Source organism: Mycolicibacterium lutetiense (assembly GCF_017876775.1).
GTDB classification, from domain to species: domain Bacteria; phylum Actinomycetota; class Actinomycetes; order Mycobacteriales; family Mycobacteriaceae; genus Mycobacterium; species Mycobacterium lutetiense.
Genome location: NZ_JAGIOP010000002.1, coordinates 1,042,028 through 1,066,108 on the forward strand (window position 1 = coordinate 1,042,028; position 24,081 = coordinate 1,066,108).

General features: G+C 63.3%; 24 protein-coding genes. 8 read left to right on the forward strand and 16 right to left on the reverse strand.

The features are described 5' to 3' along the window. Window positions 1–58: 58 nt before the first annotated feature. From JOF57_RS14340 to JOF57_RS14350, 3 genes are read left to right on the forward strand one after another with little or no spacing between them, the layout of a single operon-like run. The gene (locus JOF57_RS14340; protein WP_209917472.1) at window positions 59–373 is read left to right on the forward strand and encodes a putative quinol monooxygenase; all 315 of its coding nucleotides are present in this window, start codon (window positions 59–61) and stop codon (window positions 371–373) included. Continuing rightward, a complete protein-coding gene (locus tag JOF57_RS14345; RefSeq protein WP_209917474.1) occupies window positions 373–1,200 on the forward strand; it encodes a mycofactocin-coupled SDR family oxidoreductase in 828 nt (275 codons plus the stop codon). Before JOF57_RS14340 ends, JOF57_RS14345 begins: the two co-directional genes overlap by 1 nt. Further along, a complete protein-coding gene (locus JOF57_RS14350; protein ID WP_209917476.1) occupies window positions 1,197–2,066 on the forward strand; it encodes an SAM-dependent methyltransferase in 870 nt (289 codons plus the stop codon). Before JOF57_RS14345 ends, JOF57_RS14350 begins: the two co-directional genes overlap by 4 nt. On the opposite strand, the gene JOF57_RS14355 is transcribed toward JOF57_RS14350, so the two are convergent. Further along, the gene (locus JOF57_RS14355; RefSeq protein WP_209917478.1) at window positions 2,063–2,470 is read right to left on the reverse strand and encodes a group III truncated hemoglobin; all 408 of its coding nucleotides are present in this window, start codon (window positions 2,468–2,470) and stop codon (window positions 2,063–2,065) included. The two genes, JOF57_RS14350 and JOF57_RS14355, sit on opposite strands and share 4 nt — an antisense overlap. A 75-nt stretch (window positions 2,471–2,545) precedes the next feature. On the opposite strand from JOF57_RS14355, the gene JOF57_RS31245 reads away from it, so the two are divergent. Both JOF57_RS31245 and JOF57_RS14360 read left to right on the forward strand, forming a co-directional pair. Further along, window positions 2,546–2,668, forward strand: a complete 123-nt coding sequence (locus tag JOF57_RS31245; RefSeq protein WP_273544675.1) for a hypothetical protein — start codon at window positions 2,546–2,548, stop codon at window positions 2,666–2,668. Beyond that, a complete protein-coding gene (locus JOF57_RS14360) occupies window positions 2,668–3,105 on the forward strand; it encodes a hypothetical protein (protein ID WP_209917479.1) in 438 nt (145 codons plus the stop codon). The genes JOF57_RS31245 and JOF57_RS14360 overlap by 1 nt, the downstream gene beginning before the upstream one ends. On the opposite strand, the gene JOF57_RS14365 is transcribed toward JOF57_RS14360, so the two are convergent. The 4 genes from JOF57_RS14365 to thyX all read right to left on the reverse strand — a co-directional run bounded on the left by JOF57_RS14365 (window position 3,091) and on the right by thyX (window position 7,164). Continuing rightward, on the reverse strand, window positions 3,091–3,762 hold the full coding sequence (locus JOF57_RS14365; protein ID WP_209917481.1) for a hypothetical protein: 672 nt from the start codon (window positions 3,760–3,762) through the stop codon (window positions 3,091–3,093). The two genes, JOF57_RS14360 and JOF57_RS14365, sit on opposite strands and share 15 nt — an antisense overlap. 47 nt (window positions 3,763–3,809) lie before the next feature. After that, on the reverse strand, window positions 3,810–5,486 hold the full coding sequence (locus tag JOF57_RS14370) for a ribonuclease J (protein WP_209917483.1): 1,677 nt from the start codon (window positions 5,484–5,486) through the stop codon (window positions 3,810–3,812). Next, window positions 5,486–6,334 carry a 4-hydroxy-tetrahydrodipicolinate synthase gene (dapA, locus tag JOF57_RS14375; protein WP_234938473.1) on the reverse strand — a complete coding sequence of 283 codons (849 nt, stop codon included), beginning with the start codon at window positions 6,332–6,334 and terminating at the stop codon, window positions 5,486–5,488. The genes JOF57_RS14370 and dapA overlap by 1 nt, the downstream gene beginning before the upstream one ends. A gap of 77 nt (window positions 6,335–6,411) precedes the next feature. Next, complete coding sequence (gene thyX, locus JOF57_RS14380; RefSeq protein WP_209917487.1) at window positions 6,412–7,164, reverse strand: FAD-dependent thymidylate synthase; 753 nt, start codon at window positions 7,162–7,164, stop codon at window positions 6,412–6,414. 136 nt (window positions 7,165–7,300) lie between these two features. On the opposite strand from thyX, the gene JOF57_RS14385 reads away from it, so the two are divergent. Beyond that, the gene (locus tag JOF57_RS14385) at window positions 7,301–8,173 is read left to right on the forward strand and encodes a DMT family transporter (protein ID WP_209917489.1); all 873 of its coding nucleotides are present in this window, start codon (window positions 7,301–7,303) and stop codon (window positions 8,171–8,173) included. Window positions 8,174–8,342: 169 nt separating this feature from the next. Beyond that, complete coding sequence (locus tag JOF57_RS31430; protein ID WP_209917491.1) at window positions 8,343–8,990, forward strand: sensor domain-containing protein; 648 nt, start codon at window positions 8,343–8,345, stop codon at window positions 8,988–8,990. On the opposite strand, the gene JOF57_RS14395 is transcribed toward JOF57_RS31430, so the two are convergent. From JOF57_RS14395 to JOF57_RS14445, 11 genes are all read right to left on the reverse strand, one after another. Continuing rightward, complete coding sequence (locus tag JOF57_RS14395) at window positions 8,987–9,265, reverse strand: hypothetical protein (protein ID WP_209917493.1); 279 nt, start codon at window positions 9,263–9,265, stop codon at window positions 8,987–8,989. The two genes, JOF57_RS31430 and JOF57_RS14395, sit on opposite strands and share 4 nt — an antisense overlap. A gap of 14 nt (window positions 9,266–9,279) precedes the next feature. Next, window positions 9,280–9,558, reverse strand: a complete 279-nt coding sequence (locus JOF57_RS14400) for a hypothetical protein (RefSeq protein WP_209917494.1) — start codon at window positions 9,556–9,558, stop codon at window positions 9,280–9,282. Continuing rightward, window positions 9,555–11,033 carry an Rv0964c family protein gene (locus tag JOF57_RS14405; RefSeq protein WP_209917497.1) on the reverse strand — a complete coding sequence of 493 codons (1,479 nt, stop codon included), beginning with the start codon at window positions 11,031–11,033 and terminating at the stop codon, window positions 9,555–9,557. The genes JOF57_RS14400 and JOF57_RS14405 overlap by 4 nt, the downstream gene beginning before the upstream one ends. A 3-nt stretch (window positions 11,034–11,036) precedes the next feature. Further along, window positions 11,037–11,342: a hypothetical protein gene (locus JOF57_RS14410; RefSeq protein ID WP_209917499.1), complete on the reverse strand. Its 306-nt coding sequence runs from the start codon at window positions 11,340–11,342 to the stop codon at window positions 11,037–11,039. A gap of 110 nt (window positions 11,343–11,452) precedes the next feature. Further along, window positions 11,453–12,253 (reverse strand): hypothetical protein, encoded by an 801-nt coding sequence (locus JOF57_RS14415; RefSeq protein ID WP_209917501.1) that lies wholly within the window; start codon window positions 12,251–12,253, stop codon window positions 11,453–11,455. Then, complete coding sequence (locus JOF57_RS14420; RefSeq protein ID WP_209917503.1) at window positions 12,246–15,446, reverse strand: type I restriction endonuclease subunit R; 3,201 nt, start codon at window positions 15,444–15,446, stop codon at window positions 12,246–12,248. The genes JOF57_RS14415 and JOF57_RS14420 overlap by 8 nt, the downstream gene beginning before the upstream one ends. Next, the gene (locus JOF57_RS14425; protein WP_209917505.1) at window positions 15,443–16,540 is read right to left on the reverse strand and encodes a PDDEXK nuclease domain-containing protein; all 1,098 of its coding nucleotides are present in this window, start codon (window positions 16,538–16,540) and stop codon (window positions 15,443–15,445) included. Before JOF57_RS14425 ends, JOF57_RS14420 begins: the two co-directional genes overlap by 4 nt. Before the next feature lie 168 nt (window positions 16,541–16,708). After that, window positions 16,709–17,761, reverse strand: coding sequence for a 5'-nucleotidase (locus JOF57_RS14430; protein WP_209917507.1), 1,053 nt, complete (start codon window positions 17,759–17,761; stop codon window positions 16,709–16,711). Then, entirely contained in the window at window positions 17,761–18,723 is a 963-nt protein-coding gene (locus JOF57_RS14435) for a restriction endonuclease subunit S (protein WP_209917508.1), read from the reverse strand. The genes JOF57_RS14430 and JOF57_RS14435 overlap by 1 nt, the downstream gene beginning before the upstream one ends. Window positions 18,724–18,896: 173 nt before the next feature. Then, window positions 18,897–20,519: a class I SAM-dependent DNA methyltransferase gene (locus tag JOF57_RS14440; RefSeq protein WP_209917509.1), complete on the reverse strand. Its 1,623-nt coding sequence runs from the start codon at window positions 20,517–20,519 to the stop codon at window positions 18,897–18,899. Window positions 20,520–20,521: 2 nt separating this feature from the next. After that, window positions 20,522–22,414 carry a hypothetical protein gene (locus tag JOF57_RS14445; RefSeq protein WP_209917510.1) on the reverse strand — a complete coding sequence of 631 codons (1,893 nt, stop codon included), beginning with the start codon at window positions 22,412–22,414 and terminating at the stop codon, window positions 20,522–20,524. Window positions 22,415–22,588: 174 nt separating this feature from the next. On the opposite strand from JOF57_RS14445, the gene JOF57_RS14450 reads away from it, so the two are divergent. Further along, on the forward strand, window positions 22,589–24,001 hold the full coding sequence (locus tag JOF57_RS14450; protein ID WP_209917511.1) for a Fis family transcriptional regulator: 1,413 nt from the start codon (window positions 22,589–22,591) through the stop codon (window positions 23,999–24,001). Window positions 24,002–24,081: the final 80 nt, after the last annotated feature.

Here is a 24,081-nt window from a genome sequence, read left to right on the forward strand (position 1 = left end):
TCATCACCTAGGGTGGACACTCGTCCAGTTTCGGCACTCATCGAGGAGTTCTGCACCTATGCCTGTTGTCGTCGTCGCCACCATGAAGGCCAAGCCCGAGTCCGTCGACGCGGTCCGCGAGGCCTGCACCAACGCGATCGCAGCCGTACACGACGAGCCGGGCTGCCAGCTGTATTCACTGCACGAGGCGGACGGCACGTTCGTCTTCGTCGAGCAGTGGGCCGACGCCGATGCCCTCAAGGCTCACAGCACCGCGCCGGCCATCGGCACGCTGTTCGGCTCGATCGGCGAGCTGCTCGACGGCGCTCCCGATATCAAAATGTTGCAGCCCGTGGTGGCGGGTGATCCCGCCAAGGGACAGCTGCGCGCGTAATGACCACCGACGCTCCCCTGGCCGGCAAGGTCGCCTTCATCACCGGCGCCGCGCGCGGCCAGGGGCGGGCCGAGGCCCTGCGACTGGCCGCCGACGGGGCCGACATCATCGCGGTGGATCTGTGCGAGCAGATCGAGTCGGTGCCCTATCCCCTGGCCACTCCCGATGATCTGACCACCACGGTCAAGCTGGTCGAGGAGACCGGCGCGCGGATCGTGGCGCTGCAGGCCGATGTCCGTGACGAGCAGGCCCTGCAGGCGGCGCTGCAGACGGGTGTGGACCAGCTCGGCCGACTCGACATCGTCGTCGCCAATGCCGGCATCGCTCCGATGCAGTCGGGCCCAGATGGCTGGCGCGACGTGATCGACGTGAACCTGACCGGCACGCACCACACCGTCGAGGTGGCCATTCCGATCATGGTCTCCCAGGGCGACGGCGGGTCGATCGTGTTGATCAGCTCGGCGGCCGGACTGATCGGGGTGGGCGGCGGCGACCGCGGCTCGCTGGGCTACACCGCGGCCAAACACGGGGTGGTCGGACTGATGCGGGCCTACGCCAACTTCCTCGCCCCCCACAGCATCCGGGTCAACTCCGTCCACCCCACCGGGGTAGACACCCCGATGATCAACAACGAGTTCACCCGCGGGTGGCTGAAGCACATCGCCGAGGAGCTGAACGCACCGACCGATTTCAGCAATGCGCTACCGGTGCAGGTCATCCAGTCGGAGGACGTCGCGAATGCGGTGGCCTGGCTCGTGTCGGATCAGGCGCGCTACATCACCGGGGTGACACTTCCGGTGGATGCCGGCATCGTCAACAAGCGATGAGCAACCCCGTCGCTGCCACGGCCGTGGGCCCGATGGTGCTGGCCGCCGTCGAGCAGTACGAACCGGTGGAGCGGCGGTTGGTCGACGACGATATGGCGCTCTCATTCCTGCCGGCCGGGGTGCGCGCCTTCACCCGGACCACACGCTGGTCGGTTGCCCGCAGGCTTCTGGTCCAGGCCACCGAACGCTCGGGCCCGGGGCTGTGGGCGAATCTGACCTGCCGGAAGCGCTACCTCGGCGACAAACTCACACAGGCGTTGTCGGACATCGATGCCGTGGTGATTCTCGGCGCCGGCCTCGATACCAAGGCCTACCGACTGGCACGGCACAGTGCGATCCCGGTGTTCGAGGTGGACCTGCCGGTCAACATCGAGCGCAAACGTTCAGTGGTGCACGGCGCGCTGGGAACCGTGCCGGACTCGGTACACCTGGTACCGGTGGATTTCGAACACGACGATCTGGCCACCGAACTCGCCAGGCATGGCCACCGCGGTGAACACCGAACCTTTTTCGTCTGGGAAGGCGTGACGCAGTATCTGACCGCCGACGGTGTCAGGTCGACGTTCGAGTTCCTGCGTTCGGCGGCACCGGGCAGCCGGTTGGCATTCACGTATGTCCGCAGTGATTTCATCGACGGCACCCACCGCTACGGGGCCGAATCGTTGTATCGCCGGTTCCGGGTTCGCAGCCAACTGTGGCAGTTCGGGCTCGAACCAGACCGGGTGGCAGCGTTCATCGAGCCCTACGGCTGGCAGCTGACCGAGCAGGCCGGGCCCGACTACCTCACCGAGCACTACATTTCGCCGGCCGGGCGGAAACTGACCGCCTCGCAGGTGGAATGGATCGCCTACGCCGAAAAGTGTTAACAGGCAACCAGCGCGTCGAGCTCGGCGGCATCGGCACCGGCCAGTCGCCGGTGCATGGCCTTGGCGATGCGCCCGGCCTGGAGCTTGGCCCGCTCGGCATACGGGCCTTCGAACAGCTCGTCGACGGTATCGGTCCACAAGGTCAGCCAACGTACGAAATGCTGCGCCGCCAACCGATGACGGGCGTGCAGTTCACGGTGCACGGTCAGGGCGCTGCCCCGGTAGAGCCCGGCACGGAACAGCACGGTCTCCCAGAAGTCCCCCATGACCGGGATGTGGGACCGCAGGCCTTTGACGCGTAGCTCGGTGAACGGCTCGGCAAGCACGGGATCGGAAAGTGCCTTGCTGTAGAACCGCCACAGCAACAGCTCCACGTCGTCGCGTCCCGCCAGGTCTTCAGCCATCGGACAGATCCCTTTCCGGGCCGGCCACACGCCTGGCCCTAGTTTTTACAATCACTGCTTGTATAAACTCTAGCCATGATCACCGCGCCGATCCACCTCGGATTGATGCACGGGTCTTTGGCAAGCTGGCAGGCATCCGTTGGCCCGAAAATCGGCCGGAAAACTGGCCGAGAAATCGGCCCGATGGGAGATATGTGATGAATGCCGGTCTGGCTGTCGCGGTTGCGGTCGCCTTCTGCTGGCTGGGCATGGTGCTGGCGATCTCGTTCATCGAGGCGCCGCTGAAGTTCCAGGCCCCGGGTGTGACGCTGCAGATCGGACTCGGCATCGGGCGCAGGGTTTTCCGCGCGCTCAACGCGGTGGAGACCGCATTCGCCGTCGTCCTCATTGCCATCTTCGCCATGGACCGTCCGGCACCCGCCGTGATCGCGGCCCTCGCCACTGCCATCGTGGCGCTTGCGGTGCAGTTGATCGCGGTGCGGCCCAAGCTGATCCAACGTTCTAACGCCGTACTGGCCGTCGCCCCGGGCGAAGAGGCGGATTCACGTTCGCAGGCGCACTACTACTACGTCGGGTTCGAGCTCATCAAGGTGATCGCCCTGCTCGTCGGCGGGGCCCTGCTACTGGCCGGCTGACTCCAGGCTCGGCGTATTGACCTGAACCACAACACCGTTCGAGTACGGCCGAAGCGGGTCGCGCGGATTCGTCTCGGGAAGTATCAGGCGCCACCCCTGGTCCGGGTTCTTGTCCCGGGCCACCAGGAACCCGCCCCGCGCGCCCGGGCCGGCGAGCTCGTCGGCACTGCGGATCGGGCCGTCGGCGAACAGACCGCCGGCCTGAGCCTGCACCGCCGGGTCCGCGGCTGACCGCCCGAGCCAGGTGGCGATCGCGTCGTGGACATACGCCGCCTGCGCGTCGGACAACCGGGTGTCGATCAGGATCGCGGCTTGGGCATCGGGAAAACCTGCCGGGTATACGTCGCACAGCACGCCACCCCGCATCACCCGGTCATAGAAGCGACGTATCAGGATAGGGGGCATGAGCCTTGACCCCACCACGACAGTGGCGAGCGCCACCACGAACACGATGGTGACGATTGTGTCGGGACCCCGCTCTCGGACGACGACCGCATACAGCGCCCAAGGGAAAACGACCGCGAACAGGACAGCACCTACGACGAGCAGATACCGAAGAAAGTACGGGTACTCCACAACCCGCTTGATTTCGTCGACCGACCTGAACGGCGGGATCGGGCGGCGGCGTACGGGCACCTCGGGTGCGGGTCGGCTCACCGACTCAATCTAACCGGCCGGGCGGGTCGCCCAGTGCACCAATTCGGCTAGATCTCGATGACGGTCGGGACGATCATCGGCTGACGCCGGTACGTCTCGCCCACCCACTTGCCCACGGTGCGCCGGACGGCCTGGGCGATCCGGTTCGGGTCGGTGATGTTATCGGCGGCAAGGCTTTCCAGCTCCCGCTCGACATTGTGGGCGACCGCCTCCAGCGCCTTCGGATCCTCGGAGAACCCCCGGGAATACAGATGCGCCGGAGCGGCGGGCTTTCCGGTCTCGCGGTGGATGACCACCGTCACCGCCACGAAACCCGAGGACAGGATGAGGCGTTCACCGAGCGTGGCGTCACCGACGTCCCCGGTGATCAGTCCGTCGACGAACATCTTGCCGACGGGCACCGCACCGGAGATGGCGGCCTTACCGGCCACCAGATCCACACTCACGCCGTTCTCGGCCAGCACGATGTTCTCCGGCGGCACCCCGGTGCTGGCGGCCAGCGCCGCATTGGCACGCATGTGACGCCAGGTGCCGTGCACCGGCATCACGTTCCGGGGCCGCACCCCGTTGTAGAGGAACAGCAGCTCACCCGCGTAGGCGTGGCCGGAAATGTGAACGCGCGCTTGGGCGTTGGTGACGACACGGGCGCCGATCTTGGCCAGCGCGTCGATGACTCCGTAGACCGCTTCCTCATTGCCCGGGATCAGCGACGAGGACAGGATGATCAGATCACCCGCGGTCAGCGTGATGCTGCGATGCTCGCCGCGCGACATCCGCGACAGCGCGGCCATCGGCTCACCCTGGGTGCCGGTGGTGATCAGTACGACCTTCTCGGCCGGCATCATCTCGGCCGCGCCGATGTCGAGGATGTCGTCGTCGGCGACGCGCAGGTAGCCCAGCTCGCGGGCAATGCCCATGTTGCGCACCATCGACCGTCCGACGTACGAAACCTTCCGGCCCAGTGCCACGGCCGCATCGGTGATCTGTTGCACGCGATCGACATTCGAGGCGAAGCAGGCCACGATCACGCGGCCCTCGGCACCGCGGATCAGCCGGTGCAACGTCGGGCCGACCTCGCTCTCCGACGGGCTGACACCCGGGTGTTCGGAATTGGTCGAGTCACACAGGAACAGGTCGACACCGGCATCGCCGAGCCGCGACATGCCCGGCAGATCCGTCGGGCGACCGTCGAGCGGCTGCTGGTCGAGCTTGATGTCACCGGTGTGCAGCACGGTGCCGGCGCCGGTGTGGATCGCGACGGCCAGACATCCCGGGATCGAATGGTTGACGGCGAAGTACTCGCATTCGAAGACGCCGTGCTGGCTGCTCTGCCGCTCGCCGACCTCGACGAACACCGGCTTGATCCGGTGTTCGCGGCACTTCTCGCGGATCAGCGCGATGGTGAACTTCGAACCGACCACCGGGATGTCCGGACGCAGCTTGAGCAGGAACGGGATCGCCCCGATGTGATCCTCGTGGGCATGGGTGACGACGAGCGCCTCGACATCGTCGAGACGGTCCTCGACGTGGCGCAGGTCCGGCAGGATCAGGTCGACGCCCGGTTCGTCGTGCCCGGGAAAGAGCACCCCGCAGTCCACGATGAGCAGTCGGCCCAGGTGCTCGAAGACCGTCATATTGCGGCCTATTTCACTGATTCCGCCCAGCGCGGTAACTCGCAGACCGCCGGCGGCAAGAGGCTTGGGGGGCGCGAGTTCGGTGCTCACTATCGCAACACCGCTGCCGCACGCATATCGGCGGCCAGCGCCTCGATTTCCGCGGGGGTCGCCGGGATCTGCGGCAACCGTGGCAGACCTGCATCGAATCCCTGCAACCTCAGGCCCTCCTTGGACATGGTGACCCCGCCGAGATGAGCCTGGGCGCGGGCCAGCGGGGCCAACGACACGTTGATCTTGCGGGCCGTGGCGACGTCGCCAGAATTGAACGCGGTCAACATATCCCGCAACTGACCTGCGGCCAGGTGTCCCCAGACGCTGACGAAGCCGACCGCGCCCATCGCCAACCAGGGCAGGTTCAACGTGTCGTCGCCGGAGTAGTACGCCAGTCCGGTCTCGGCGAGGATCTGACCGCCGCCGTGTAGATCACCCTTGGCGTCCTTGATGCCCACGATGTTGGGGTGGCCGGCCAATGCGCGGATTGTCTCCCAGGCGATCGGAATCGAGGACCGCGGCGGGATGTCGTAGAGCAGGTTCGGCAGGTCGGTGGCGTCGGCCACGGCGGAGAAGTGCGCGAGAAGGCCGGCCTGCGGAGGCCGCGAGTAGTACGGGGTCACCACGAGCAGGCCGTGCGCCCCCTCGGCGGCGCAGGCCTTGGCCAGGTGCACGCTGTGTGCGGTGTCGTAGCTGCCGGCGCCGGCAACGATGCGGGCCCGGTCCCCCACGGCCTCCAGCACGGTGCGCAGCAACGCGAGCTTCTCGTCATCGGTGGTGGTAGGCGATTCGCCGGTGGTGCCCGAGAGCACCAGTCCGTCGCAGCCGGCGTCCACCAGGTGGTGGGCCAGTCGGGCGGCCGCGTCGAGATCGAGCGAGCCGTCGGGCTTGAACGGTGTCACCATTGCGGTCAACACCGTGCCCAACTGCGCCGTTACATCGATTCCGCTCGTACTCACGCGCCAAAGATTACCCGGTGGTCTCAAGCCTCCGTCGCCAGCGGGGAGGTAGCCACCTCACTACCATCTGCGAGCGTCGAAATCTCGAAATCGGAGAACACCGCGGGAGCCGCCTCCACGAGCTCGCGCAGACAGGCGATCGCCAGCCTGCGGATCTCCACATCGGCGTGTTCGCTGGCGCGCATCGCGATGAAGTGACGCCAGGCGCGGTAGTTTCCGGTGACCACGATGCGGGTTTCGGTGGCGTTCGGCAGCACCGCCCGGGCGGCCTGTCTGGCCTGCTTACGTCGCAGTACGGCGTTGGGCTGGTCGGCGAACTTGGCTTCCAGCCGTGCCAGCAGTTCGGTGTAGGTGGCCCGGCTGGCGTCGGCCGCTGCGGTGAAGAGCTCCACCAGCTCCGGGTCGTCCTCGAACCCGGGTGGCACCACCACCTCGGCGTCGTTCTCCGGCACATAGCGCTGCGAGAGCTGCGAGTAGGAGAAATGCCGGTGCCGGATCAGCTCGTGGGTGGCCGACCGGGAGATACCGCTGATGTAGAAGGACACCGATGCGTGTTCGAGCACCGAGAAATGGCCCACGTCGATGATGTGGCGCAGGTAGCTCGCGTTGGTCGCCGTCCGCGGATTGGGCTTCGACCAACTCTGGTAACAGGCCCGGCCGGCGAACTCGGTGAGCGCAGGCCCACCGTCGGCGTCGGTGCTCCACGGCACGTCAGGCGGTGCCTGGAATTCCGTCTTGGCGATCAGCTGCACGCGCAGCGGCGCGATCTCGGCCACTCGCCCACCCTACTGTCGAGCCGTCAACGGGCCGAAGCAGCGCGCCGACTTCGTCCCCTCCAGACCCCCCACGCTCCTACAATCGCCTGATGTCCGGCGCCGTCCCGTTCGCACCGCTACCCCGCACCGGTTCGCAGTGCTGATCGGCGTGGCCGCCGCACTGCTGGCGTGTCTCGGTTACGGGACCGCGTCCGTGCTGCAGTCCTATGCCGCGGGCCATTCCGTCGACGGCAGCACCCCCGAGCACGGCCCCACCGTGCGCTCGACGGTCACCGCGATGCTCGCCCCGATCTTCATCGCGGGAATTGCGCTGGACCTTCTCGGCTTCGTGGGCAGCCTGGTCTCGGCCCGGTTGATTCCGCTGTTCCTGTCGCAGACGATCATGAGCGCCAATCTGGTGGTGACCGCCGTGTTGAGCATCTTCGTGCTCCGTGTCCGGCTACATCGGCGTGATTGGACCGCGATCGCCATAGTTCTTGCGGCGCTGTGCATCCTGGGAGCCACTGCCGGTCGGCTGGGCGACCACGATCCCGGCGCGCTCATGCATTGGGGTGTGCTGGCGGGGTCGGTGATCATTCTGGGCCTGGGTGTGGCGCTGGTCCGCCTCCTCGGGAGGAAGGCTGCCGTACCTGCGGGTCTGATCGCCGGCGTGCTCTATGGGGCGATGGCCGTGGCAATTCGCGTCGTCGACGGCCTCGACCCGCTGAAGGTGGGTGTCCTGATCGCTGACCCGGCGACGTGGGCCGTCCTCGTCGCAGGCCTCGGTGGCTTCTACCTGTTCACCGTTGCCCTGCAGGTGGGGTCGGTGAACGGTGTCGCCGCGGCATTGGTGGTCGGCGAAACCGTGGTCCCCGGCATCGTGGGCGTGGTGCTATTGGGCGATGCTTCGCGGCCGGGCTACGGCTGGCTTGTCGTGATCGCCTTCATCGCTGCCGTCGGCGGCGCCGTGGCACTCGCGTTCTCCAGCGCCGCCGAGTACGAGCGGGCGACGGCTGCCGCCGGGAGTTGACGGGCCGCCCCGGCCACTGGCCGGGGCTCCCCCGCGACAATTTTTGGGCAACCCAATCGGCGCGAACTAGATGTTTCGGCACATCGTCAACTAGCCGCAAGCAGGCCACTCTGCCGCCATTTGCGTTTGACCAAGACGGCCGGGACATCGTTTGACTTAGAATGCGACTATGAGACGGCATCCCTTCATCGTCGGCGCTATCGCCGCAGGCTTAACGGTGGCCGGATGTTCAAGCTCAATACCGCAAAGTCCCCAGACTTCATTCGAACCTACTCCCGCGATTGCGGCGACTCAGCTTGCGGACTTGTTTCTGAACGGTGACGAGGTCCGATCCGCGACCGGAGTGGACGCAAATGGCGACCCAATAGTTGAGGGGATGCCGCAGAAGCGTGGGGGCGACCGCACATATCCATGCGCACCAATGGTTGCCGGACCACGTGACGCGGCCGTCATCGGGGGGGGCTATTTGGCATATCGCACAGTCGAATCCTCAAATGCGATAAAGCCAAGGATCACGCAGACGATCGCACTGTACCCACAGGATGCCATCGCGATTGATGTCTTCAAGCGGATCACGACGAAGCTGAATGAGTGCCGTGCAACACCGGATACCGGGGGCATCATCGGCCCCATGGAAGCGTCTGCGACGCAAGTTCAGTGGAGCTACTCGATGGCAGGCGGATCTGGAGTGTGCGGGATAGATATACGCCGGGTAGACAACGTCATCCTCGGCACCGAAGTATGCGGGACCGGGCAAGATGCCGTCGGCGCATCGAATGTGGCGGACCGAATCGTGTCAAAAATTCGAGCTTCTTAGCTCATCAGCAGCAGTAGTAGCATCGCGGTCCCGACAAATACAGATAACCCGAGGGCAGCCGCTATGAAGCCAATGCCGACCGCGCGTGTCTTCCGAGGCATATAAAGCGCAAATCCGAGCAACAGAGGTGGGATAAACGAATACCCCCAGTAGAATGCTCCAAATGGATTAGCCGCTGTGGCAATTCCTAGCAGCAGGCCCAAGAGAATTTGCCACGGATCCCGATTACTGACGTCTGACTTACCTCCGGCGGCGGTGGAGTCGTCCATGTCCATTCAATGTCCTTGGGCTATACAACGATATAAATGAGAATCGCGACCCATCCAGTCAACGGTGCGAGAATAATAGCGGCAGCTGCTGTGCGCCAGTGACTGAACTTGAATACCAGTCCACCGACACCGACGGTGGCCAGCGCAACTATGGCAACGATACCCAACATCCTCGCGCTCGAAGGTCCATCGTCGGCGACGATGCACCTCATGACAATCGCCCAGAAAGCACCACCAAGAGCAGCACCCCACATCGTTGCGCGTACCCAATTGATGGACGCTGCGGTCGGTTCGGTCATTTGGGTATGTGGACCGGGGTGCGAACCGGAATATCCGGAATGTCGCTGATCGGACCGAGTGGCGTCAGGGTCGGTGGCACGATCGTAAGCGGCGGAGCAACAGGAACCGCGCCCGGCAAGTGCGCTGACCCCAGTGGGGTCGTCAGACCGCTCTGCAGGGAGGGGAAGTAGCTGTTGAATTCGCCTACTAGCCCAATGTCGCCCACCGCCTTGGTTGGAGGCAACAGCCCGACCATAGGACCGAACTCACTGTCCGTGAAACTCGGCGCAGACTGGAGCAAAGAAGTCACCTGCCCATCCACGGACGTATGGGCGACTTCAAACGAGGGGAATGTCGTAATGTTCCCGCCGACCGAAGGCCCGGAGGCACCCGGCTGCACTGCGATTTCACCGTTGACGCTGTAATTCAGTGCTTTGGCAAGATCTTGACCACCCGGGGAGAACGGGTCGGCGGCGTTGTACTGAACCAAGACCCCGCCATCGGCCTTCTGCGTTACAGCGATATCGGGTTTACCTGCTTGAGTCTCACCGGTGGTGAGGTTCACCGAGGGGTTCTGACGGGCTGTCACCAAACCGTTTTCGTAATCAACGGTGATCTGCACTCGGTTGGCTTCGGATCCTACCTCTGGATCGAAACCTCGGTTATCGCCAGCATTGAATTCTCCGTGGGGGAAAAGCGGTCGATTCGGTTCAATCGACGGCGCCACAGCATCCTCACCCGGAATGAACAGATTGCCTTGGACGACGCCCTGCCCAGGAACCGGTTTAACCTTGCCCACAACGATGTTCGGTGGTGCGCCTTTGACCATGCGACCGTAGCTATGTGGGTCGAGCGCCTCAGCGGTCTTCCAATCAGCCGGGGACTTTGGTGCCCGGCCAAAGACTCCTCGGAACGCTTCGACCTGATTCTTCTTTTGTTCTATCTGCTCTGGGGTGAGCGCGCTCGGTGAACCGGCCGGTACGGGCTGAATTTTGTCAGAGTCGCCAACCACGGCACGCAGCGCGTTCGCAACCTCGACATCAGTGGCAGTCGCCTTGACCAACAACGCTTTCAACCGCGTCTCAGTGTCAGCTTGAACCATCTGGCGCGTCAGTGCGGTTTGCACGTCGTACTCTTTACTCGCTTCAGGGTCGAAGACCGTACCGTCAGCCTGAATCTTCATGCCCATCCGCTCCGCCTCTGCCCGAGAGTCGCGGAGTTCGTTGACACACCAGCGCACATCCTCAATCGCTACATTGATCGCGGAGGCCACCTTTTCCGTCTGCCCATGCTGATCGCTGATGTCAGCTAGGATCTTGCCGTGCTCGGACCGCCACGCCTCGGCCGTCTCACCCTGCCATTTATCAAGATTCGACTTGGCGTTGTCGAGTCCGTCGCCCAGCCGCTGGAGACTATGCCCGGAGTTCTTGGCCGCATCGAGAACCTGTTGCAGGACAGCGACATCCCACTTCTCGATATCGGGGATGGAGACCATGGCCTACAAAGCCTCGGCAGTCCGATCGATAACCGTCTCGGACGATTTATCGGCGGCACAATATTGGATAGCCGCTTCAGACATGCCCACACCTAGTTTGCTGACCCTTTGATGCAGAGCGGCGCGATTCTGCGCCCAAGCGTCCGCAACATGCGCCAGTGCGCCGGCAATCTCCCCGTTCCATTTTTCGGCCACCTCTAGCAAGTCATCATCATGTGTGGAGTGCTCACGACGCGACACATCGGAGTGGTCGAGCACGGCGTTCGCCTCGCGATCCAGCGAACTGGGATCAACGCGCAATTCAGACACCAAAACAGCCCCCCTGGACAGATACATCTTCTACCAATGTAGCAAGCCGCCAGTAATCAGCATCTCCGTTCCCGACTGCCACGCGCGTACAGTTTCACGCCCTCGACGGGTCACAACTGCCGGCCCACACCCGGAGGTCCGATCAGGACATCCCGTGGATCCTGATAGGTAGTGGCAACCTCGACGGCTTGTTCGAAGTAGCACTCGCGGGACAACTCCCGGCCTTCGTGGTCGAACGCGATTACGTTGATACGCAACATGGTTGTCCACCTCCATTCCGCCATCGCTTCCACATCATCGCCGCCGTCCTCAACGTGGGCTTCGCATGGCTCGAACCCGGACTCGTGCACGCTGCCCGGGTCGTAGAGATGCGCGACGGGCGGCCACTCCAGATCGAACCACTGCCCCGGTTCAATTCCGTAGACGCCAATCGCCGCTTCGAGCGCTGCCTTCTTGTTCACATCGGTCCAGTGCATCTGTGGAGCCAGTGCTACATCCTCGATCGGATCGTGCCCTCGATAGTCACCCGGATTACCCACCGGCTCAGGCAAGTCCACGGTCGCCGCGGCTGCACGGTCATGCCAGTGCCGGGTGCTCAACTCATCGTGGCGCACCGTCGCAGGATCCACCGGATCGGCGACCTCGGCTTCCAAGTACGCCCACCGGTGGCGACGCTCGTGCACCACACGCGGCGGCAGCGCACCGATGATCTCGCGCCCGATCACCAGATCTTCGGCGGCCTCCCACGCGTGATCGGCGGCACCTTCCTCCACCAACTGTCGCGCAATGGCCTCCTGCCGCGTGCGCAGCCATTCCACGTGTCGCGTCCGCGCTTCCGGATCGGCGAATGCCGGGTCGTGCAGGTAGCAGTCTTGCACCCCATCGAACGCCCGCGCCAATCGATCAATCATTCTCTCCCCCTGAAGTTCTCCGTCGAGCAGCGTCGGCATACTGCGGCGCCAACGCCTCCATCTGATCGATGACCTGCTTGATGGCCGCCAGCTGCTTGTCGGGTGGGTACTTGTACCTGACCAGCAGCCGCTTGATCGATGACCGCAGTTTGGCCCGCACATCGTCGCGCACGGTCCAGTCGGTCTTCGTATCGCGCTGCATCACCGTAACCAGTTCGCGCGCAATCTGTGCCAGCACGTCCTCGCCCTGGAATTCAAGGGCCGACTCGTTGTCGGCCACCGCGTCATAGAAGGCCAGCTCGTCGTGGGACAGCGGCGGTGAAAAGCGCCTTCCTCGATCGCCTTCGGCAGCGACCTCTTTGGCCATCGCGATCAGCTCGGCGATCACCTCGGCGGAGGTGATCTGCTGGTTGGTGTATTTGCGCATCAGCTCCCCGACGCGGTCAGAGAATGAGCGTTGCCGCACGAGGTTGTTTCGGGTGGCCACCCCCATCTCCTCGGTGATCAGCGCCCGCAGCGCCTCGATCGCCAAGTGCGGGTTGTCCGAACGCTTGGTCTTGGCCTCGAATTCAGGTGTCAGCTCCGAAAGCGACGGCTTCGACAATCCCGCGGCTTCGTAGATGTCGACAATGCCGCCGGAGGCGGTTGACTCGTCGACGAGCACCGACAGCAGTCGCTTGATGTCCTCCGGTATCGGTTTGCCCTCGGCTTGACGCTGTTGGGCATCGAGCTTGCCCATCACCACGCGGACCTGCTCGTAGAACTTGACCGTCTGGCGCAGCTCGTCCAAAGTTTGGTTCCCGGCACATAGTGACCAGGCCCGCGCTAATTGGGCCGACAACGTCCGGAACCGGTCCCCCAGGGTCGGCTCAGTCTGGTTTCCCGGGGTGCTGGGGTCGCGCAGGCGCCCCGCAAGATTGACCGCCGTCTTCAGCCAACTTCCGTGCTGGGCATCGATTTTCGACCGCCAGTCATACACAGCGCACAGCTCGTCGAGTTGACCAACCAGCGCGGTCGTCAGCGCCACCGCCTCGTCGACATCCTTGCCGAGTGGCTGTTCCTTGCGGTCGGTTTCGGTGTACTCGGCGAGCGCCTCGGCCAGATTGTCGATCAACGGCGCGTAAGCGACCAGCAGGCCGGAGGGCTTGCCTCGGAAGGTGCGGTTGACCCGCGCCAAGGTCTGCATCAGCAATGCACCCTTGAGCGGGCGGTCCAGATACAGCGTGTGCAGCGGCGGCGCGTCGAACCCGGTGAGCATCATGTCTTTGACGATGACGATCTGAAGTTCGTCGTCAGCGTCCCGCAGGCGTTTTTGGATGGTCTTGTTCTGGCCCTCGCGACGAACGTGTTTGGCGACTAGCCCCTGGTCCTGCGCCGAGCCGGAGTAGACGACCTTGATGACGCCCTTGTCGATGGACTCGTCATGCCACTCGGGTCGCAGTCTGACGATCTCTTCATAGAGGCGCGCGCAGATTTCACGAGTCGCACCGACGATGAAGGCCTTGCCCGGCGATTCGATGAACGGACGCATCGCTTCTGAGCGGGCATCCCAGTGCGTGACGATGTCCTGAGCCAACTTGGCCAACCGCTCCGGCGCACCGTAGATGGCATTGATGACGGCGACGGACTTCTCGATCTGGTTGCGTTCCACGTCGTCGAGGCCGAGGGTCGCTTCGTCGACGGCGTGGTCGAGGTCGACTTCGTTGAAGTCTTTCGACCAGCCGACCTTGGCCAGTCGCGGCTCGAAAAAGACCGGCACCGTGGCCTTGTCCTTGACAGCGCGGGTCAGGTCATAGACATCGATATCCGGACCGAACACGTCACGGGTGTCGCGGTCGATCCCCGAGATGGGCGTCCCGGTGAAAGCGATGAACACCGCGTTGGGCAGCGCATCACGAATGTGGCGGGCATAGCCGTCGAGTTGGTCATAGTGGCTGCGGTGGGCTTCGTCGACGATGACGATAATGTTCCGTCGGTCGCTGAGCAGCGGATGGTCGGCGCCCGACTCACGTTCCTGCTTGGTCAGGTCGAACTTCTGCAGTGTGGTGAAGTAGATGCCACCAGTGGTCCGGTTGGAAAGTTCGTCACGCAACTCCGACCGCTTGGCCACCTTGACCGGCGATTCGGCGAGAAGCCGGGACCGGTTGAACGTTTCGTACAGCTGCGAGTCGAGCTCTTTGCGGTCGGTGACGACGACGATGGTCGGGTTCTTGAGCTTGGCCTGTTGGGCGACCAGGTGAGCGTAGAGCTCCATTTCCATCGACTTGCCCGAACCCTGAGTATGCCAGACAACGCCGGCCTTCCCGTTGGTTTCGGCCGCTTGCACCGTGGAACCAACGGCCTTGGTCACCGCAAAGTACTGGTGCGGCTTGGCGATTCGCTTGGTCAGCCCATCGCCGTCTTCGTCGAACGCAGTGAAGTTGCGCAGCAGTTGCAGAAAGCGTTCGGTGTTGAACAGTCCGTCGATGAGGGTTTCCAGTTCGATCGGGACATCTTCGTCGACGGCCAGGTCACTGAAGGTGACAAGCTTGCCGTCATCATCGACGTTCCAGGGAGCGAAATGCTCCAGTGGCGTGAACGGGGTGCCGTAGCGGGCGTTGATGCCGTCACTGATCACGGTGAGCACCGCGAACCGGAACGCCACGGGAAATTCGCGCAGGTACGTCCGCAACTGGGCGTGCGCGCCGGCGATGTCGGCGTGTTTGGCGCCGGCCTGTTTAAGTTCGATGATCCCGACCGGCATGCCGTTGAGGTAGAGAACGATGTCGAAGCGCCGGTGCTTTTCCTGGGTGCGGACCGTAACCTGCTGCACGGCAAGGAATTCATTCTCATCGGGCTTGTGGCTGACCAGACGGATCGTCGGGTTCTGCTCGATCCCGTCGGCGTCGATATAGCTGATACCGCGGTAACCCGCGACGAGATACTGTTGCAGTCGGTAGTTTTCGGCGAGCGCGTCTTGGGACTGCGGCTGGATGATCGCGGCGCGGGCCTGATCGAGGTATTCGGCGGGGACATCAGGGTTCAGGTCACGCATCTTGGCCAGCATGCGCCCGGGCAGCACGATGTCGTCCCACGATTCCCGGCCGTCGTCGGTGCCCGGGGCGATCTGGGTGCCGGTGGCCGTCTCCCACTCATGCTCACCGAGGGTGTCGAGCGCGACCAATTCCCAATCGGCTTCGCTGAATCCGGTCACGGCGAATCTCCTTTGGTCATGTCGCCTTCGAGTTCGGCTTCGAGTTCTTCGACTGTGGGCAGGCCGGCCTGTAGTTCTTCCGGCAGGTTGGCGGTGATCGCGGTCTTCCACTCCGCGACACCAATCGGCGCTGCGTAGCCACGCAATGCGTACTCAGCCACGACGTTGTTCTTGCTCTTGCACAGCATCAGACCAATGGTCGGCTTGTCCTCAGCATGGCGCAGTAGATCGTCGACAGCGGCCATATACATTCCGAGCTGCCCCAAGTAGCTGGGATCAAAGTCTCCCGCTTTGAGCTCGATCACCACGAAGCATCGCAGCCTCAAGTGATAGAACAGCAGGTCGGCGTAAAAGTCAGCATCACCGATTTCGAGGTGCACTTGGCGGCCGACGAACGCGAAGCCCTGCCCGAGTTCGAGAAGGAACTTCTCGACGTGGTCGGTCAGCACACGTTCCAGGTCGTATTCACGGCGGATGTCGGCAATGCCGACGAAATCGAACAGGTACGGATCTCGGGTGGCCTGTTGGGCGAGATCAGAATCGGCCGGGGGCAACGTTCGAGCGAAGTTGGTGATCGCCCGCCCTGCGCGCCGATGGAACCCCGTCTCGATGTGGTGGACGAGGATGCTCCGGCTCCAACCGTCGTCCACTGCAGCTTGCGCATACCAAAGTCGCAGGTCAGAGGTGTTCAACTTTTCCAGCAGGGCGATGTGGTGGTACCACGGCAATTGTGCAAGTCTCGCTTGCACAATTGCAGCGTCCGGCCACGCGGCCGCAAAGGCACGCATGTACTTGAGGTTCCGCGCCGAGAATCCCTTCGCATCGGGGAAACGTTCACGCAGGTCAGCTGACAGGCGATCGATTACCCGGGCACCCCAGCCCTGAGCCTCCTGGCGGGCGAGGATCTCGCTACCTACAGCCCAATACGTGGTCAGGAGTTCCTTGTTGGCAGCCGCAACGGCCCGCTGACGCCCAATCTGGACATGGCCGGCGACGGCGTCCAGCAATTCGGGATACCAAGCGGGCACGGCGGCTGCGGTGGTTGCCAGACGCGATCCTGTGCTCGGAGAACTGGACTTCTGCTGATTGGTCATAGCGCCAACTCTCCGCGCGTGGACCGACAAAACCTGCGGCGACCGCGGCACCTACGCGGACTATTGCGAGACCGTCCCTTGCGCTGCCGCAAGACTGCAAGAGAAGCGCAAGAGTTCCGCAAGAGGATGGGGACAATTGACGGGCGCCTGGTTTCCTCACCATGGGCGTTAGGCAATCTCCGACTTTGCCGGTTCATCCGTCACCCCCTCGGGCGCACCCACGACGGTCAGCTCCGCCTTGTCCTTAGGGCCAGGAGGAAATCCCACATCGACAGCGCTTCCCGCCCGTACCCGCGGTTCGTTTGCGACCCCGTAAGGAATGTGCACACCGGCGATGTGTTCGGCAGCCGTATCGAGATGACCCTGCTGGTCGTCGAAAAAGATGTGAGGGCGAAGGACTTGAAGTACCGTCGACTTCTCGATCCCACCAAGGAAAAATGCGTCATTCACGTTGACGCCCCAGGCCCGGAGCGAATTCACCGCACGTTCGTGAGCAGGCGCGTTTCGTGCGGTGACCAACGAAACCCGCAATCTCGGTTGGTATGACCGGTCCTGCAACCGCCGTTCATCTTCAATCGTCTGGATTCTGTTGAGGTCCTCCAGAAGTGGCTTCAGGAGTCCAGGCGCAAGTGGAACGTCCCGCTTGCTGGACTCATGTTCCAGGTAGTCCTCAAGACCGTCGGCAGACTTGTAAATCTGCTCGGATTCATCGCTTGCCACAACGCCGTCGAAGTCGAACGCGACGCGGAGCGACGCGTCGGCGGGATCGTACTTTGCGGAGGACGGAAGGACATGTCCGGCGGGCAACCCCAAGGCAATCGCCGCATCCACATCCTGCCGGTTCGCCGACAAGAACAACGACATTCTGAACGCCCGAATATAGGCGTACGGGGACTGCCCCTGAGTGAAGACCGCGCGGCTCACCGCCAGTCCATGAGCCTTGACCGAACGCATCACTCTGAGCCCCGTCATCGGGTCGTTGTGCGACAGGATGATGACCTCGACGAGGGGATCGCCAGGCCGAAGATCATTGAGTGCCAACAATCGCTGAATGAATGGGAACGCAACACCGGGCTGCAACGTCTTGTCGAGCCGCTTATCTTGGTACACGCGGTATTTCGCCTCGCCGTGTTTCTTGAAGTAGGCGTCGGACTTCGCGAGATCAAAGAGCGCGCTTGACGCCACCCCGACGACTAATCGGTCTTCCAACCCGTACGCCATTACAGCACCTCCGAAGCGGCTGCCTCAGCGTCCTTCACGCTGGCCTTGCCCGACATGAGAAGTGGGAGGAGTTCGTCGCGGACGCGAGCGAGCACGGCTGACTCGTCGGTGACCGCTCTGGTAACCGCGGCGAAGTCCGTCGATATTTCATCGAACTCCGCCGACTGGGCGGGTAGCTGAAGGGTTAAATTCCTCAGGTTTCCCATGCTGATCTTGGGTTGGACGGCGCCGGTGACGAGATGCGCCACATTCGACCGCTTCAGTGCACAGCGAAGAGTCTCCGTCGCGATCCCATTGCCAATCAGCACATGCGCATGATTGTTCACCCAAGATGGTCCCCAGATGTACTGCAGGACCGGAGCCCCATTGTTGGTGATGACAGAGCCATCTTCACCCACGAGAACCAGTGATTCGTCGAATATGGGTTCATCCACAAAGTCCAACCTCCCCGCTGCGCCGTAGTACGGCACAGTCCCTCGGCGCTCCTCGCGTTCTCGAGACGAGAGTGGAATCCGCTGCCGGTTTCGAAACGCAGCGACCTCGCCGAGTGCCGCTTCTCTGCATCCTGCCTTCAATGCGGACTCGTACTTAGCGGCCAGCAAGCGATCGATGCTATCGAGCGCCTGTTCGTTGGTGGCAATCTTGTCGTCGAGCGCGCCGAGCACGTCCGCGATCGCCTGTTGCTGCGCGAAATCGGGCGCAGGTATCTTCACCTTCAGAAGTTCAGGCTGCCGAATGCCGAGAACCGTCGATCCCGTAGCCCGAGATGCTAGGTCCGCCTGGACAGGTGCAGATTGCAGTGCGTAATAAAGAAACCTGCAATCCAATACGCCCTTCCGTCCGCGCAATCCGAACACACGTTGACCGATGAGCATTGGCTCATCGGTTCGTACTAGCGCCACGCGGCCAAGAGGAGCTTCGCTCGTCATGATCACGTCATCGCGCTGAGTGGGATTCGGCATCCACTGCTTCCACGTGTCCCGAGATGCACGTTTGGAATCCCTAAGATCAAGACCGTCTTGTCGCACTGACATGCCAGATACGACCGGAATACCTGATGCTGCGTAGGGCGGGTTCTTTCCTCGATTGTCGATGAGGAGCTCGAGTGATTCGCCCAGCACCAGGGGCTCAAGTCTCATGCCAACCGCTCCAACTGCTCCCGCACAACTGTCTCCAGCCGTGCCGACTCGTCGAACGCGTCCCGCAGTTCCTTTGTCAGCCGCGCAATCTTCTCGTCGATGGGCTCACCGTCGTCCTCGATGTCGGCCGCTCCCACATACCGCCCCGGCGTCAAAGCATAGTCAGCAGCTTTGAGCTCCGATAATGTCGCAGACTTGCAGAATCCAGGAACATCTTCGTAAGTCAGCTTTTTCGCCTTGGCCGAAGCAGACCCGCGCCATGCATGGTAGGTATCACCAATCCGCACGATGTCCTCGTTAGACAGTGCACGCTCGGCCCGGTCCACCATGTAGCCCAGTTCCCGAGCATCTATGAACAGCATCTGCCCGGACCGATCCTCAGATCCTTGCTTGCCTGCAGACTTGTCCTTGGCGAAAAACCAAACACATACCGGAATCCCAGTGCTGCGGAACAACTGGGTCGGAAGGGTGATCATGCACGACACCAGATCGGCCTCGACGATCTGGGCCCGAATATCGCCTTCCCCGCTGGAGCTCGACGACATCGACCCGTTGGCCATCACCACGCCGGCTTTCCCGCCTGCGGCCAGCTTGGACAGGATGTGCTGAATCCAGGCGTAGTTGGCGTTGTTGGCCGGCGGCACACCGAAGCGCCACCGCGGATCTTCCTCGTTGCGGGTCCAATCCTTGATGTTGAAGGGCGGATTGGCCATCACATAGTCCATCTGGACATCGGCGTGCTGGTCCCGGGCGAAGGTGTCACCCCACCGGGCACCGAGGCCCTTGTTGTCGATGCCGTGGATAGCCAGGTTCATCTTCGCCATCCGCCAGGTTTCCTCGATGCTCTCCTGACCGTATATGGCAACATCTTTCGCGTCACCGTCATGTTCGGCGATGAACTTCTCGGTCTGCACGAACATGCCGCCCGACCCACAGCACGGGTCATATACCCGCCCCTTAGTGGGCTCCAGCACCTCCACGATCACCTTGACCACGCTGGGTGGGGTGAAGAACTCGCCACCCCGTTTCCCCTCTGCCCGAGCAAAATTCCCGAGGAAGTACTCGTAGACCTCCCCCATCAGGTCCCGCGCCCGGTGCTCACCCTGACGGCTGAACCGAGCACTGTTGAACAGGTCGATGAGCTCACCGAGGCGCCGCTGGTCGATGTTGTCGCGGTTGTACAGCCGCGGCAGGGTGCCGACGAGGGTGGGATTGGCCTTCATCACCGCGTCCATCGCCTCGTCGATGAGCTGGCCGATGTTCTTGGCCACCTCGCCGTCGGTGGCCGGTTTGCCTTTGGCGTTCTCGGCCAGGAAGTCCCATTGCGCGTTGGGCGGGACCACGAACACGTTGTAGCCGTGGTATTCCTCGGAATCGTCGATCAGATCCTCGATCTGCGACTCGTCCATCCCGTCGGCGGCCAACTCAGCGCGGATCGTCTCACGCCGCTCGTCGAACGCATCGGACACGTACTTGAGGAACACCAGGCCCAGGATCACGTCCTTGTACTGGCTGGCCGAGAGTGAGCCACGCAGTTTGTCGGCGGCCTTCCAGAGTGTGTCCTTGAGCTCCTTCATGGTCGAAGGCGCCTGCGGCTCTTGTTTTTTGCGGGGCGGCATCGCTACCGGTCCTTTCCTATTCCTCTATCGATCACCGCGGCAACGCCGGGCGTGGTGGCTTGCGCGTCGAGGGTCAGGGCACCGGAGGCCACCCCGTCGATCAACGCGGCCTTCAAGTCGACTGCAGCCTGGGCACGGCGACGCGCCTGGCGTTCATAGTCATCGGCTTCCCGCAGCGCCGCCTCGAGATGTTCGGTCTCCTCGCGGCCCAGGACCGGCACACTCCAGGTCTCCCATTCGCTACCTGGCGGAGCCTTCTCATTGATGAGGGTGGCCAACACCAGAGGGCCGACCTCCGCAGCGTCGGACAGCCGGAGAATCCGTGCCGGCGAGGCGACCATCGCCCCGCCGACAGGATCGACCCATGCGCGGGGTTGTGGCTTCTCGATAAAGATCACGTCACCGGGCTCGGTGCGGGCTGCGTGCCGGTACTTCAATTCGGCGTCAAAGGGATCCAGCGCAATCGGCCCGACCAGCTCCGCCGGCAGCACCGCGACGGTGCCGCCCGGTGACGCGTCGGCGGGATCGATCCGACGTCCTCGCTTGATGATGAGCCGCTTGTGCACGTGCAACTCCCCCAGCGAACGGTGCTGCAGCCGGATGTTGCCTGGCGCCGGTGCGATCAGCACGTCGAGCGGCTGCAAAGGCGTCGTCGTCACCAGGGTTGCCCGGTGAACGTCGTCAATGTGCTTCGCGGCGGCCTCACCACCCACCCGCACGGCCCGCACACCCCGAGGTACCACCGGACCGCCCGCGCGCATCTTCGACACCGCCATGCTGCGGGCATAACGGAAGGCACGGTTCTCGGTCTGGGCCAACGCGCCGGCAACATCGGCGGCCAGGTCGGTCAACTCGATCTCCTCGACCGCCCCAAGATCGGCAACCCAGGGCAGTTCAGCCTGCGCCCCACCCACGCACACCCACACCGCCACAGCCTGCCGGTGCGCTTCACGCCACAACCCCCGCGGCAGCCTCAGTGCCGCGACAAGGTTATCGACGCGCAATGCGGCGGCCCTTCGGGCCTGCAACGGCCCGGCCAACTCATCGGCCAGCGCAGTGGCCGAGCCGACCAGCACCGCAACGTCCCCGGGCTCAAGTCCGAGCACCACCTCATCCAGGCGGTCGAGCGTTTCGGCGATACCGAAGCCCACCGTCGAGACGGCTGAAACACGCTTTCCTGCAGTACTTTCCCGCGCCTCAATACCGCGGATCAGCGCGCGTCGCCGCAGCGCGCGATCAGTGGTTGTGATGCTCACGCCGCATGCCTCAGCGACATCGAGGACGGCCGCCGATCCCCGCGCCCGCAGCACTACCCGGTCCTGTTCCAGATGGACGGTGGCCGCCTCGAGAACGCAGTGCAGCAGCTCCACGCCGCGCGGAGTCAGCTCACGCAATCCGAGATCACGCTTGAGACGCCCAGTTTCCAAACGAGCCAGGGCATCTCCCGGGCCATGCGATGCCTCAACCAGATCATCGACATAGGCAAGGACGTCGGCAGACACCGCCATACGCCGGATCTCACTGGCAATCATGACGTCGTCAGGGTCGAATTCCTCGGCAGCGTGCATGCGTTCGGTTGCCGACGTGCCGGCCAAGTCTTCACCAGTGAGCACATGCCAGCACAACAGCGCGACAACATCCTCCAGCTGCGCTTCGTCAGGCACGGCGATCGCGGGTGCGTCATAGCTGTGCTCGGTGTTATTGCCGCGGCCAGTCCGGGTCAGCCAATCCACGACGTCGGCGCGGTCAAACCGCGCGACGCCATTGACGGTCTCCACCGGATCAGGAAATGGCAGCGACACGCCACGCACCGTCCGCCGTTTTCGCCACATGCTGACGACCGGCCGGCGTACCTTGGCGAGGTCGGCCACGTCTTGCAGCGTCAACGTGCTCATGTGGCCCCCTTCCGAGGTCCTCCCCAAATTAGACCCAGGTACTGACAACTTCAATCGCTAATACTGATAAGCCCCCTTATCAGTATTCAACGTTGTGATTGTCACTCAATCTGGCCATTCTGCCTACATACGGCCCCGCACTTCCGCGGTGGCCCCAGATGCCAGGAGGCAGAGATGACCGACACCACACCACAAGCCCAGTTCAACAGCAGCCTCGACGGGGTCGACGTCGAGCGACTCACCGTGCAGGACAAGGACGTTGTCCGCGAAGCGCAGCGGTGGACCACCGGGGAACGCGGTCCCATCGTCGAAGATCCCACAGTCTTGTCAGCCGCCGACCTCACCGAGTTCGTCACCGAAGCCGTCAAGATCGGCGCACACGCACTGTCGGCCGTTGGCCAGGCGCAGGACGCGAAGGCACTGCAGCAGATGCTCAAGCACGTCGGCGATAAGGCTGCAGATTCGACCACCAAGCTGACCGAGAGCACCCAACGAGCCACCCAGGCAGCGTCCGACGTCATGGCGAAGGCCGCCAACGACGCCAAGAAGGCGATCGTCGAGGCCGATGCCACCAGCCGGAAGGAGTTCACCCAAGCCGTCGCCGCCGCGAAGAAGGACGTCGCCGCCGAATTGCAGAAGATCTTCGGCGGCACCAACCCCGAGCTGATGGACAAGCTGCAGCCCATCCTCGACAAGTTCGGCACCTCCATCGACGCCACATTGAAGGCCGGCACCGCTGAGCTGATCACCAAGGCCGCCAAGCAGTTCGACCCCAGCGACCCGACGTCACCCATCGCCAAGCACACCGCCGCTCTCGATGCCCAGCAACGCAAGCTCACCGAGCTGATCGCCAACAACCACACGGACCTCGCCAAGAAGGTCGACGACGTGGTGGTCGCCTTGAAGGTCCAGGAGGGCAAGAAGGCAGTTGCCACCCGCACTCCCGAGAAGGGCTTCCAGTACGAGGACGCGATGGGTGGCCTCCTGCAGGACATCGCGGCCGGACTAGGCGACGAATACGTCGACACCCGCACCACCACAGGTGTCATCTCCCGCTGCCAGAAGGGCGACGGCGTGCTCGTCGTCGATGGCGGCAAGGCGCAGGTTGTGGTGGAGATGACCGACTCAGGTGATCGCAAGTGGGGCCCCTACTTCGATGAGGCCGAGCGGAACCGGGAAGCCAACGCCTCGCTCGGGATCGTTCCCACCGCAGAGCAGAACACTGGCCAGTCCATCCGAGTGTTGGGCACTCGACGCATCGTGCTGGCCTTCGATCCGCAGTCCGGTGATCCGGACCTGCTCCGCACCGTGATCATGTTGCTGCGGGCCAGCGCACTGATGGCGTCGAGCCGTCGTGGCTCCGAGGAGATCTCCACCGCTGAGGAGAAGATCAATGCGGCGATCGCTCAACTCGGCTTGATCGACAAGGTCAAGAAGATGGCGAGCACGATCCAGAAGAACGCCACCAAGATCGAGAACGATTGCACCGGTATCAACGCCGGCATTCAGCGCTTGTTGACCGATGCCCTGACGGCGCTGTCCGAGGTGCCCGACGAGGAGCTCCACGACCCAGCTGTCGCGTCCTGAGCGGACTTGTCGGACCGTTCCTCTTTACTGTCCTGTTCCCCGAACACCGGGCGGCGGGTTCACAGCTTGGACCCTGCCCC